The sequence below is a fragment of the Qipengyuania sp. GPGPB31 genome, from assembly GCF_038396345.1.
GTDB classification, from domain to species: Bacteria; Pseudomonadota; Alphaproteobacteria; order Sphingomonadales; family Sphingomonadaceae; genus Qipengyuania; species Qipengyuania citrea.
Genome location: NZ_CP149572.1, coordinates 505,716 through 517,606 on the forward strand (window position 1 = coordinate 505,716; position 11,891 = coordinate 517,606).

Below are 11,891 nucleotides of genomic sequence, written 5' to 3' on the forward strand. Positions count from 1 at the left end.
GCGGCCATGCGCCCTGATATCCTCAACCCGCTGTTCGCCGAGACCGAGACGCTCGAAGGCGTGGGCCCCAAGCTGAAGAAGCCGCTCGACAAGCTCGGCCTGACGCGGGTGCGCGATATCGCCTACCACCTGCCCGAACGGTTCGTGACGCGGCGTGCGATCGACAATATCGACGATGGCGGCGAGGGCGAGCAGATCGTCGTGAAACTGACGATCGGCGAACATCGCAGCAGCCGCAACCCGCGTGCGCCCTACCGCGTGCTGGCGCAGGATGCGGCGGGCAACGTGGTGGCGCTCACCTATTTCGGGCGCGCGTCCTATACCGCGAAGAAGCAATTGCCCGAAGGCGAAACTCGCTGGGTTGCGGGCAAGCTGGAACGGTTCGGCGACATGCTCCAGATCGTCCATCCCGATCATGTGGTCGAGGAGGGCGGCGAGACGCTGCAGCGGCTGTGCGAGCCTGTCTACCGCCTTTCCGAAGGGCTGACGCAGCCGCGGGTGGCGGGTCTGGTCGAACAAGCCTTGGCGCGCGCGCCCGAACTGCCCGAATGGATCGAAGGAACGCAGCGCGACAAGGCGGACTGGCCGGCCTGGCGCGATGCGCTGGTGCTGGCACACAAGGGCGAACATGGCGCCGCGCGCGACCGACTCGCCTATGACGAGCTGCTGGCCAACAGCCTGGCGTTGATGCTGGTGCGTGCGGACAATCGCAAGCGCAAGGGCCAGCCTTTGCGGGGAGACGGCAGCTATCGGGGCAAGCTCGACCTGCCGTTCCCGTTGACTGGGGCGCAGACCCGGTCGATCGCGGAAATAGAAGGCGATATGGCGCAGGAAGCGCCGATGCTGCGGCTGTTGCAGGGCGATGTCGGTGCCGGCAAGACGGTGGTCGCGCTCGAAGCGATGCTGATCGCGGTGGAGGCCGGGGCACAGGCGGCGCTGCTGGCGCCGACCGAAATCCTCGCCCGGCAGCACTATGAAAGCCTGCGCCGCATGGCAGAACCGACGGGCGCGCGCGTTGCGCTGCTCACCGGCCGCGACAAGGGCCGGGCACGCGAGGCAACGCTGATGGGGCTGCTCGACGGCAGCATCGACATCGTCGTGGGCACACATGCAATTTTCCAGGACAAGGTCGCCTATCGCAACCTGGCGATGGTGGTCATCGACGAGCAGCACCGCTTTGGGGTCGGGCAGCGGCTGATGCTGGCCAGCAAGGGCAAGCGCGCACCGCATGTCCTGGCGATGACCGCGACACCGATCCCGCGCACGCTGACGCTGGCGCAATATGGCGAACTTGACGTCAGCAAGCTCGACGAACTGCCACCCGGACGGCAGGCGATCGATACGGTGGTGATGGGGCAGGAGAAGCTGGCGGCGCTGGTCGACCGGCTGGCCGCGCAGATGGCAGAGGGGCGGCAAGCCTATTGGGTGTGCCCGATGGTGCGCGAAATGGATGGTCCCGAAGATATCGCCGCCGCCGAAGCGCGCTATGCAGCGCTGAAGGAGCGCTTCGGTGACGACGTGGTCATGGTCCATGGACAGATGCCCGGTGAAGCGAAAGACACCGCAATGGAGCGGTTCGCGCGCGGTGATGCGCAATTGCTGGTGGCGACGACCGTGATCGAAGTGGGCGTCGATGTCCCCAATGCCACGTTGATGGTGATCGAGCAGGCGGAACGCTTCGGGCTGGCCCAGCTACACCAGCTGCGTGGCCGGGTGGGACGCGGCCTTCAGAAATCCTTCTGCGTGCTGCTTCATGGCGAGGCGCTGTCCGAAACCGCGCTGGAAAGGCTGAAGTTGATGCGCCAGACGCAGGACGGTTTCCTGCTTGCGGAGGAGGATTTGCGCCTGCGCGGCGGCGGCGAACTTCTCGGCACGCGGCAGTCAGGCGACACGCCGTTCACGATTGCGACGCTGGATCAGATCACCGAACTTCTGCCTAAGGCCTATGACGATGCGCGCCTGCTGATGGACCGCGACGGCGGGCTCGAAGGTCGGCGCGGAGAAGCGGCACGCGTGCTGCTGTATCTGTTCGAACGCGATTTCGGCGTGAAGACGCTACGCGGCGGTTAGCAGCCGAGCAGTGCGAGGTCTCTCTCCGCCGGAGCACAATAGCTCTGCCCGAACAGCCGCACATGGATCAACCACATCCACAGCCGGTAAGCAGGCAGACGCGCGCGCCAGCCGGCAGCCAGTTCGAGCCGGTCGAAGAACCCTTCGGGCGGGCTGTCGAAAACGGTCAGTGCGGCGGCATCGACTTCGCGGTCGCCATGATAGGCGCACGGATCGATCAGCGTCAGTGCTGCGCCGTTCCAGACGATATTGCCGCCCCACAGGTCACCATGGAGTAGCGCGGGAGGCGGACGGCTGGGCAACAGGTCGGCCAGCCTTGCGGCCAGCGTCTCCACGCGCTGCGCCAATGGTGCAGGCAGGTGTGGGACATGGCACAGCAGGCGCTGGTCGCGCCAGAATTCGACCCAGTCGGTGCGCTGCGCATTGTGAACCGCAACGTGGCGAAAGGCATGGTCCTCGCTCCATCCGTAAGGCTCGGTCTTCGCGGCTGCGTGCAGGATGTCGAGAGCGCCGGCGAGCGAATGCCAGGCCGCTTCGTCCAACGGGCATGCGGCACCCGCGTCGGTCATCACGAGCCAGTCATCCTGCATGCCGACCACCTCGGGGACTGGCGCACCCAGCGCATGCATCGCACCGAGCATGCGGGCTTCCCGGGCAGTCGTGGGACCGTGCTTGGCGATAAGCGTCCGTCCGTCGGCCAGCGCTAGACGGCTGGCGCCCGAGGTATCGCCGCCCGCGAGGGTCTCGGCCCCGATGACCTTGGCGCCGCAGAGCGGCTCGAGGACGGCGTCAGCGTGTCTCATCGAGCAGGACGGCGACCAGCGCGCGGGCTCCCGCGTCGACTTCGTTCCATGTCGCGCCGAAGCCGTCGGCCCCGCCGTAATAGGGATCGGCCACTTCGCGCCCTTCCTGCCCGGGGACGATATCGAGCAACATGGCGACCCGCGCCCTGCCATCGCCCGGATCGACGCGGGCGATATTGGCCATGTTCGAACGGTCCATGCCGAAGATGTAGTCGAAGTCGTGGAAATCCTGTGCGGCAAGCCGCCGTCCGCGATAGCCGGTAACGTCCACCCCGCGTTGGCGGGCTTCGGCGATGGTCCGCGGATCGGGTGCTTCGCCGACATGGTATCCTGCGGTGCCTGCGCTGGCGACATGGACATCGAGCCCGGCCTCGTCAGCAGCTTTGCGGAAGGCCGCTTCGGCGAGAGGCGAGCGACAGATGTTGCCGAGGCAGACGAACAGGATGCTGGGCATGGACATGGTGCGACCTAAACGGGCGACTGGCGTCGGCGCAACCCTCACGTAGTGGTGCGGACCTGGTTCCTGCCGCTGGTCTTGGCATCGTAAAGCGCAGCATCGGCGCGCGTCATCAGGTGGTCGATATCATCCTCTGCCTGAAACTGGGCGATCCCCACGCTGACGGTAAAGGCGATGATCGCATCATCGCGGACCACCGGTGTCCCGGCGATGGTTTCGCGCAATCGGCCGCACACCGCTCGCGCGCTGGCGAGATCGGCGCGTGGCAGGATCACACCGAATTCTTCGCCGCCGATACGCCCGACGATATCGTTCTCGCGCAGGGCCGATTTCGCCCGTTTGGCAACTTCTTCGATAACCGCGTCCCCGGCCGGGTGACCGAAGCGGTCGTTGATGCGCTTGAAATGATCGATGTCGAAGATTGCGAGGCTCAACCTCGGGGTCTGTTCGGCCTGCGATGCCGCGATCTCCCGGCTGAGATCGCTCATGAACGAGCGACGGTTGGGGAGGGCGGTCAGCGCATCGGTCATGGCGAAGACTTCGAGCTCGCGCCGGGCGGCATCTTCGCGCGCCAGCGCCTTGCGGACGTAGTTCGTGGTGACGATCGACAGGCCCAGCAGCAACAGACCGATCCCGGCCAGCAGATATTGGTAGAGTTCGTTGGCGACAGCGCTTCTCTGCGCTGCACGCGAGGACGCCGCCAGCGCTTCGCGCTCGCTCGCCTGGATCGCATCGAGAGTGCGGGTAATCGCCTCGATTGCATCGCGGTCGCTCCCGCTTCGCATGATCCGCATCGCGTCGCTCTGACGGCCTTCGTCGGCCAGCTTGATCATCGCATCAATGACCATGTTCAGATGCGCCAGATCGATTGCCAATGCGCGGGTCCGCAGCAACTGGTCGCGATTGTCGCCGATCAGCGCAGTCAGTCGTTCGTGCGCCGTAGCGGCGGCCTGGCGACCTTCGTCGAAAGGCTCGAGAAAGGCAGGCCTCCCGGTCAGCAGATAGCCGCGACCGCCGCGCACCTGCTGCAGCGCTGCCGAGCGCAGGTGGTCGGTTTCGAGCAGGACCTGCAGAGTCTGATCCTGGCGCTGTTCTGCCGCAGTGCGCTCGATCGAGGATTGCCGGGCGCTCCAGCTGGCGCCCGCCAGCAGCAGGGCCAGCACGGCGACGCAGCCGATCAGGAAATAACCGCGCCAGTCCGAACCCTGCGTACGCGCCGCAACGTGCTTTACCAACCACATGATGCAAGGCCCGCTTCCATGAGCGATTTATGCGCCCCGGCTGGTTAATCGTGCGATAACGCTACATGCGGGGGAACCACACGCGGCGACGCATTCAGCGGTTCCGGCGGCCTTCGACAAGCGCATCGACCACGCCGGGGTCGGCCAGCGTCGAGGTGTCGCCCAGCGCCCCGTGATCGTTCTCGGCAATCTTGCGCAGGATCCGCCGCATGATCTTGCCGCTGCGGGTCTTGGGCAGGCCGGAAGTGAAGTGGAGATGGTCGGGTGTCGCGATCGGGCCGATTTCCTTGCGCACATGCGCGCGCAGTTCGGCGGTCAGGTCTTCGCTCTCCGCAACATCGGCATTGAGCGTGACGTAGCAATATATTCCCTGACCCTTGATGTCGTGCGGGAAGCCGACCACCGCGGCTTCGGAGACGTTGGGATGGAGGACCAGCGCGCTCTCGACTTCCGCCGTGCCCATGCGGTGCCCCGACACGTTGATCACATCGTCCACGCGTCCGGTGATCCAGTAATAGCTATCTTCGTCGCGGCGGCAGCCATCGCCGGTGAAATACTTGCCGGAATAGGTGCTGAAATAGGTCTGCACGAAGCGGTCGTGGTCACCGTACACCGTGCGCGCCTGTCCCGGCCAGCTGCGGGTGATGCACAGATTTCCCTCTGCCGCGCCGTCGAGCACCTCGCCCTCGGCATCGACCAGCTGCGGGCATATGCCGAAGAAGGGGCGTCCGGCGCTGCCCGGCTTCATGTCATGCGCGCCGGGCAGGGTGGTGATCATCACGCCGCCGGTTTCGGTCTGCCACCAGGTATCGACGATCGGCAGTTCGCCCTTGCCGACAGTGTCGTGGTACCAGCGCCAGGCTTCCGGATTGATCGGCTCGCCCACGCTGCCCAGCAGGCGCAGCGACGACAGGTCGTGTTTCGTCACGTGCCCTTCGCCCTCGCGCATCAGTGCGCGAATGGCCGTGGGCGCGGTGTAGAAGATATTGACCTGGTGCTTGTCGCAGACCTGCCAGAAACGGTCGTGATCGGGGTAATTGGGCACCCCTTCGAACATCAGCGCGGTCGCGCGATTGAGCAGCGGACCGTAGACGATATAGCTGTGCCCGGTGACCCAGCCGATATCTGCGGTGCACCAGAAAACCTCGCCTTCGCGGTAATCGAAGACGTGACGGAAGGTGGTCTCGGTCCAGACCGCATAGCCGCCCGTCGTGTGCAGCACGCCCTTGGGCTTGCCGGTCGACCCCGAGGTGTAGAGGATGAACAGCGGGTCTTCCGCTTGCATCGGTTCGCAGGGGCAATCGGCTGCGACGTCGGCAGAAAGTTCGTGGTACCAGTGGTCGCGGCCGGCGGTCATGGCCACCTCGCCCCCGGTATGGCGCAGCACCAGCACCGCCTTGACCGAAACCTTGTCGAGCGCGGCATCGACATTGCCCTTCAGCGGAATGCGCTTACCCCCGCGCAGCCCCTCGTCGGCGGTCACGATCCAGTCACTGCGGCAGTCCTCGACCCGCCCCGCGATCGCTTCGGGGCTGAAGCCGCCGAAAATGACCGAATGGATCGCCCCGATCCGCGCGCAGGCGAGCATGGCGAAGGCGCCTTCCGGAACCATCGGCATGTAGATCGTCACCCGGTCACCCTTCGCCACGCCCATCTTGCGCAGGGTGTTGGCCATGCGGATCACTTCGGCCTGCAATTCGGCATAGGTGATCCGGCGCACGTCACCTGCCGGATCGTCGGGCTCGAAGATCAGCGCGGTGCTGGCCCCATGGCCGGCCGCGACATGGCGGTCGACCGCATTGTAGCAGATGTTGAGCACGCCGTCCTCGAACCACTTGATCGATACCGGATCGTAGGACCAGTTGGCGATCACGGTCGGGTCCTTGATCCAGTCGAGCCGATCGGCCTGGCCAGCCCAGAACGTATCGCTGTCCTCGATGCTGCGCGCGTAGAGCGCCTGGTAATCTTCCAGCGTACAACCGGTACCCTCGATGGCCGCCATGGGACGCTTGACCCAGCCCGAACGATCCTCTGCCTCAGTCATGCCGCATTTCTCCCTCTTGTGTGTGTATCTCTAGGCATTCGGCGCGATGCTGCAAACGGTTAGTCGGGCCTCGCAATTCGGCGTTCCACCGGTTACGGCGCCCCCCATGACCCTGTTTCGCAGCTTGATGGCCGGTACCGGCCTGTCGCTGGCGCTGTGCGCCGCTACCCCAGCATTCGCCCAGGATGATCCGGTGATCGTCGTGACCGGAAGCGGTTTGGAGGAAACACCCGCTGCGCCGGCCTACGATACCCAGGTCATCGACCGTGACCAGCTGGCGTCGGTACCCTCGGGCCGGATTGAGGATGCGCTGAGCGGGGTCGCAGGTTTCCAGCAATTCCGCCGTTCGGACAGCCGTTCTGCCAATGCTTCGGCGCAGGGCGCGACGCTGCGCGCGCTGGGCGGCAATGCGACCAGCCGCGCGCTGGTGCTGCTCGACGGTGTGCCGATGAGTGATCCGTTCTTCGGCTATATCCCCTTCAGTGCAATCGCGCCCGAGCGCCTGGCGCAAGTGCGCGTAACGCGGGGCGGGGGATCGGGGCCCTTCGGTGCGGGCGCGCTGGCAGGGACGATCGAGCTGGAGAGCGCCGGTATGGACTCGCTGGGCGGCTTCACCGGGCAAGCGCTTGCCAATGACCGCGGCGAAACCGAACTGTCGGCCAGCACCGGCGCGCAGCTGGGCAGCGGTTTCGTCGTGGCGTCAGGACGCTGGGACCGCGGAAAGGGATTCTTCACCACACCCGAGGCGGACCGCGTTCCGCTCAGCGCGCGCGCCGCATTCGACGGCTGGTCGGCCCAGATTCGCGGTGTGGCCCCGGTGTCGGGCGATGTGGAACTGCAGGTCCGGGGGCTGGCCTACCGTGACGAACGCACGCTGCGGTTCGAAGGGGCCGACAGCATGATCGAGGGACAGGATGCCAGCGTGCGACTGGTTGGCCGCGGCGCCTGGGCCTTCGATGCGCTCGCCTATATCCAGGCACGCAACTTCACCAATATCGTCGTCAGCTCGAGCCGCTTCGTCCCCGTGCTCGACCAGCGCAACACGCCTGCGACGGGGCTGGGGGGCAAGTTCGAACTGCGGCCCCCGGTGGGCGATGCGCATGTGCTGCGGCTGGGCGTGGACTATCGCAATGCGCAGGGCGAATTGTTCGAAACCGCTATCAGCGCCTTTTCGGGTAACGTCACTGCGCGCCGGCAGGCGGGCGGGACCAACACCGATCTCGGTTTCTTCATCGAGGATGACTGGACCCTGGGGGCAATGGTGCTGACCGCGGGCGCGCGGCTCGATCGCTGGACCATCCATGACGGGTTCTACCGTGAGCGCGACGCTGCGGGCACGCTGCAGATCGATGCCGGCTATCCGGACCGGTCGGGCTGGGATGCCTCGTTCCGTGGAGGATTGCTGTACCGGGCGAACCCGCTGATCGCCCTTCGTGCAGCAGCCTATTCGGGCTTGCGGCTGCCGACACTGAACGAATTGTACCGCCCCTTCGTGGTTTTCCCCGTCGTCACGCAAGCGAATGCCGCCCTCGAGAACGAGCGTCTCGAAGGGTTCGAGGCGGGTGTCGATCTCACGCCGTCATCGGGCGTCAAACTGTCGCTGACCGCCTTCGACAACCGGGTGAAGAATGCGGTGGCCAACGTCACGCTGGGCACCAATCTGCGTCAGCGCCGCAATATCGACGCGATCCGTGCGCGCGGCCTCGAAGCCGCCGCATCCGCGAATGTCGGGCGGCTCTCCTTCGATGCTTCGGCTTCATGGACGAATGCCGAAGCGCGCGGTTCGGGATTTGCTGCAGTGCTCGACGGAAACCGTCCGTCGCAGACGCCGCGTTTTGTCGGCGGGGCATCGCTTGCCTGGCGCCCGGCAGAAGCCTGGCTGCTTTCGGCCACGATCCGTCATGTCGGTGCGCAGTTCGAGGACGATCGCGAAACCAACATCCTTCCAGCCGCGACCACGCTGGATGCCTACGCGCAGATACCCCTGCTTCGAGATGTCGCGCTGGTGCTTCGCGGCGAGAATCTGACCGACGAGACCATCATCACCCGCAACCAGAGCGGATCGACCGATCTCGGCGTCCCGCGGACTGTCTGGGCGGGGGTGAAGATCGGCCTTTGACCGGCGACCTTCACCTCACCTGCAGGTCAGACGACCGCGAGATGCCGATTGCTCAGCGTGCCGCTGTAATTTTTCTTCAGTCGCACCTTCCGTTCGAGATCATCGATGATCGCGCCGCTGAAATCGACTCCGCTGAGGTCTTCCATATAGCTGAGCGCACCAGGGCTATCGACATTCACTTCGATCATCCGGTCTCCGACGATATCGAGCCCGGCCAGATACATGCCATCGTCGATCAGCTTGGGCGCGCACATCTCGGCCGCGCGCATCGCCGCCTCGTCGGGCTGTTCGAGATCGGCCTTGCCCCCCGCCGACAGGTTCGAGCGATGATCTTCGGTCGTGCTCGAGCGGCGCAGCGAGGCGAAGGTGCCGTCGACTTGCAACGGACGCCCGTTGAGCGTGATGACGCGAAGGTCGCCCTCGGCTGCAGCAGGGAGGTACTCCTGCACGATCGCATAGCCATCGCGAGTGATCGATTCGATGATCTGGTTGAGGTTCTGGCGGTTCTTCTTGTCGACAATGAAGACTCCTTGTCCGCCCGAACCTTGCAACGGCTTGAGCACACCCTTGCCGTCATGTTCTTCAAGAAACGCGCTGACTTCGTCGGCGTGGCGCGTGATGCAGGTGGCCGGGCGCACTTCCTCGGGAAAATGCTGGAAATAGGTCTTGTTCTGCGCGTCGGTCAGATGGCTCGGATCGTTGAGCACGATCGTGCCGTGCGCGGCCGCAAGCTGCGCGAACAGCAGCGACGACGGCGGCGCCCACGGCCGCGTGGTCAGTTCGTCGGCCGGGTCGCTGCGTAGCATGACGATGTCGTAATCCTCGACCACGATACGCTTTTCCGGAGCGTCGTTCTGGAGGTGGTCGAGATAGGCGGCGTCATCAGCATAGTCTCCCGGCTTGGGCACGCTCGCCATCGCGCAGATCCGCCCCGAGGATTCGTAGATGAAATCCGCCAGCCCGAAGAAGGCCAGTTCGTGCCCGCGGGCGGCGGCCTTCCGAGCGAGGCGGATGGTGGTGTAATCGGCCTGTTCGGTCTCGATCCGATTGACGACAAATGCGAGTTTCATGCTGCAGTGCTTTCCGTGTAGAATTGTTCGACGCGCATTTGCCGAATTGGGGAAATGGGGTCTTTGGCTGGCGGTGCCGCAAATTCATCGGGCACGATTGCGGGCGGTTGCAGGAAGCCGTCGTCGAGAAGCCGCTCCAGCAGTGCGCGCTGCTTGAGCGCGAACTTGCCGATGAAGAGGAATTCCGTCGATCCGCCGCCCGCCAGATAGGCGAGCAGGTCGACCAGCCCGTGCAGGTACAACGCGTCCTTGGTCATGCCGCCACCGCGCAATGCGCGGACGGTGGTGTCAAATGCGGTTTCGCTACGCAGGTGATACTCTTCGCGCATCTTTGCGAATATCTCGCTTGCAGGCCGGCCATCGATTGCCATGCGGGCAGCCACCGCGCGCGCCGCCAGGACCCGCAGGCGTGACGGCGGCATGTCGCCGGCGAGGTATTCTGCCAGAACGGCGATGCCTTCCTGCAATGCATCGTAATCGGCAAGCCCGCATTCGAGCACGCTGAGCGGTTGGCAGCGACCGTTGAACCGCGTCACCGTATGGGTGCCGACTTCATGGCGGATCAGCGGTTCGACGCGGTTGCGCGGACAAGTATAGTCGAAGGCGACATGCAGATTGCCCGCCGCTGTAAAGATGTGGGTGCCCGGCGTGGTTTCCTCCACCACTTCGAAATCGAAGCGCGGATCTTTCGCGCGGTAGCTGTCCATCGCCTCGCGTGCGGCTGCCATGAAGGCCTGCGCATCGACGCGCTGGGCGGTTGGCCGGTCGCGGATCGGCACCTCTTCAAGCACTTTCTCGGCTACCGCCAACAGGGCCGCATCGACATCGCCGAACAGGTCGATCGATGCCATGGTGAAGCCGTCGCGGCCGCGCAAGCGGACCAGTTCGATCTGCCGGTCGAGTTCGCGCTGCTTTTCGATCAGCAGCGCCTCGATATCGAGATTGCCAAGCTGTCGCATCGGGAGGTCGAGCAGTTGCGAGCGCAACGCCCCGAGATCGTCGGGGATCGGCGGGTATTCCAGTTCGGGCAGCACCTTGTACCCGCTGTCGCGAAAACCTTCGGCGACCGCGTCGAGGTTCGTCGGCGTGAGATAGGACAGCCAGTCGATCCGGCCGTCGATCCGTGCCAGCGCCCGGTCCGTTTCGCGGGCCGTTGCGGTAAATTCGATGTCATCGCTCATCGGTTGAGCTTGGCCAGTTCCGTGCGAGCCACTCCGAGCGCATGCATCAGCCCGGTACGCAGATCCTGCGCCGCGCCGATGTCGAGCGTGCCCGTCCATTCGTCCATGAATATCTTCTTGTATTCAAGGGTGATGACGCAGGTGCGCTTGCCATAGGTTTCGAACAGCCATTCGGGGAAGTTCCCGCCATCGGGATAGCGGACATTTTCGCCGATCTGCAGCGCATTGCCGCGCATCGTGTGTCGCCCGAGCTCCTCGGTGAAGCGCCCCAGAAGATCGCCGAATACCCCGCGGTCGAGCGTTGTTGCTCCGATATCGATATCGGGGTTTTCATCGACCGGCGCCGCTTCGGCCTCCGCCCCGTCGCGGCGGTGGTTGTAGCTGTGAAGATCGAGCACCAGAAGCCGGCCGTGCTGGTCGAGCAAACGGTCGAACAGCGTCCGCATCTCGGCATAGAAGCGATCGTGCAATTGGCGCGAAGTCTCGATCTGGCCTTCGGGAAGTCCATCCTGCCAGATCTTCAGGCCCCACGTATCTGCCGGATCGGGGCTGATGCAGCCCGTGCGGGGGCGGTTCATGTCGCATTCGAAGCGTGAGCGGTTCACGCGGACGAGGTTGTCGCTCAGTGACAGGAAATAGTCGGTAAGCGGGTCTTCCTCGCGCCGGCGGTCTTCGGGATCAATCGCGAGATAAGGCGCCAGCTCGTCACGGACGACATGCCCGGCGTGGATGGCAGTGGCCACGACCGGGCCCCCGTTGGTGATGATATTCCAGGGCGGCCCATCGTTGTGGGAGGCGGTTTGTTGTGCTTGCATGGTAGGACAATGCCTCGCCGCGGGGAGGGGTCCGAGAAATTGTCTCCCACGGCTTTTGGCCGCTGCGCGGATGCCGCAGGGCGCCGCTCAC

The 11,891-nt window shown here is 64.9% G+C and carries 9 protein-coding genes; 2 read left to right on the forward strand and 7 right to left on the reverse strand.

What is annotated here, in order from left to right; all coding sequences use genetic code 11:
* Positions 1-6 precede the first annotated feature (6 nt).
* The gene (recG, locus tag WKH79_RS02680; RefSeq protein ID WP_341859524.1) at positions 7-2,070 is read left to right on the forward strand and encodes an ATP-dependent DNA helicase RecG; all 2,064 of its coding nucleotides are present in this window, start codon (positions 7-9) and stop codon (positions 2,068-2,070) included.
* Here recG and WKH79_RS02685 read toward each other — a convergent pair.
* The 4 genes from WKH79_RS02685 to acs all read right to left on the reverse strand — a co-directional run bounded on the left by WKH79_RS02685 (position 2,067) and on the right by acs (position 6,615).
* Positions 2,067-2,873: a fructosamine kinase family protein gene (locus WKH79_RS02685; protein WP_341859525.1), complete on the reverse strand. Its 807-nt coding sequence runs from the start codon at positions 2,871-2,873 to the stop codon at positions 2,067-2,069. The two genes, recG and WKH79_RS02685, sit on opposite strands and share 4 nt — an antisense overlap.
* On the reverse strand, positions 2,860-3,333 hold the full coding sequence (locus WKH79_RS02690; RefSeq protein ID WP_341859526.1) for a low molecular weight protein-tyrosine-phosphatase: 474 nt from the start codon (positions 3,331-3,333) through the stop codon (positions 2,860-2,862). The genes WKH79_RS02685 and WKH79_RS02690 overlap by 14 nt, the downstream gene beginning before the upstream one ends.
* Positions 3,334-3,371: 38 nt before the next feature.
* Positions 3,372-4,565 carry a diguanylate cyclase gene (locus WKH79_RS02695; RefSeq protein WP_341859527.1) on the reverse strand — a complete coding sequence of 398 codons (1,194 nt, stop codon included), beginning with the start codon at positions 4,563-4,565 and terminating at the stop codon, positions 3,372-3,374.
* Positions 4,566-4,665: 100 nt separating this feature from the next.
* Entirely contained in the window at positions 4,666-6,615 is a 1,950-nt protein-coding gene (gene acs / locus WKH79_RS02700; protein WP_341859528.1) for an acetate--CoA ligase, read from the reverse strand.
* A 106-nt stretch (positions 6,616-6,721) separates the two neighbouring features.
* On the opposite strand from acs, the gene WKH79_RS02705 reads away from it, so the two are divergent.
* Positions 6,722-8,734, forward strand: a complete 2,013-nt coding sequence (locus WKH79_RS02705; RefSeq protein WP_341859529.1) for a TonB-dependent receptor — start codon at positions 6,722-6,724, stop codon at positions 8,732-8,734.
* Positions 8,735-8,760: 26 nt separating this feature from the next.
* On the opposite strand, the gene WKH79_RS02710 is transcribed toward WKH79_RS02705, so the two are convergent.
* Genes WKH79_RS02710 through WKH79_RS02720 form a run of 3 tightly spaced genes read right to left on the reverse strand, consistent with a single transcriptional unit; the run spans position 8,761 to position 11,728 of the window.
* The gene (locus WKH79_RS02710) at positions 8,761-9,804 is read right to left on the reverse strand and encodes a glutathione synthetase (RefSeq protein WP_050599894.1); all 1,044 of its coding nucleotides are present in this window, start codon (positions 9,802-9,804) and stop codon (positions 8,761-8,763) included.
* On the reverse strand, positions 9,801-10,985 hold the full coding sequence (locus WKH79_RS02715; protein WP_063506737.1) for a tyrosine/phenylalanine carboxypeptidase domain-containing protein: 1,185 nt from the start codon (positions 10,983-10,985) through the stop codon (positions 9,801-9,803). The genes WKH79_RS02710 and WKH79_RS02715 overlap by 4 nt, the downstream gene beginning before the upstream one ends.
* The gene (locus tag WKH79_RS02720) at positions 10,982-11,728 is read right to left on the reverse strand and encodes an N-formylglutamate amidohydrolase (protein WP_341859530.1); all 747 of its coding nucleotides are present in this window, start codon (positions 11,726-11,728) and stop codon (positions 10,982-10,984) included. Before WKH79_RS02720 ends, WKH79_RS02715 begins: the two co-directional genes overlap by 4 nt.
* Between the last annotated feature and the right edge of the window lie 163 nt (positions 11,729-11,891).

What these genes read in the sequence shown, in the direction of transcription:
- recG (WP_341859524.1), top strand. Translation starts at nt 7, where the DNA reads ATGCGCCCTGATATCCTCAACCCGCTGTTCGCCGAGACCGAGACGCTC.
- WKH79_RS02685 (WP_341859525.1), bottom strand. Translation starts at nt 2,873, where the DNA reads ATGAGACACGCTGACGCCGTCCTCGAGCCGCTCTGCGGCGCCAAGGTC.
- WKH79_RS02690 (WP_341859526.1), bottom strand. Translation starts at nt 3,333, where the DNA reads ATGTCCATGCCCAGCATCCTGTTCGTCTGCCTCGGCAACATCTGTCGC.
- acs (WP_341859528.1), bottom strand. Translation starts at nt 6,615, where the DNA reads ATGACTGAGGCAGAGGATCGTTCGGGCTGGGTCAAGCGTCCCATGGCG.
- WKH79_RS02705 (WP_341859529.1), top strand. Translation starts at nt 6,722, where the DNA reads ATGACCCTGTTTCGCAGCTTGATGGCCGGTACCGGCCTGTCGCTGGCG.
- WKH79_RS02710 (WP_050599894.1), bottom strand. Translation starts at nt 9,804, where the DNA reads ATGAAACTCGCATTTGTCGTCAATCGGATCGAGACCGAACAGGCCGAT.
- WKH79_RS02715 (WP_063506737.1), bottom strand. Translation starts at nt 10,985, where the DNA reads ATGAGCGATGACATCGAATTTACCGCAACGGCCCGCGAAACGGACCGG.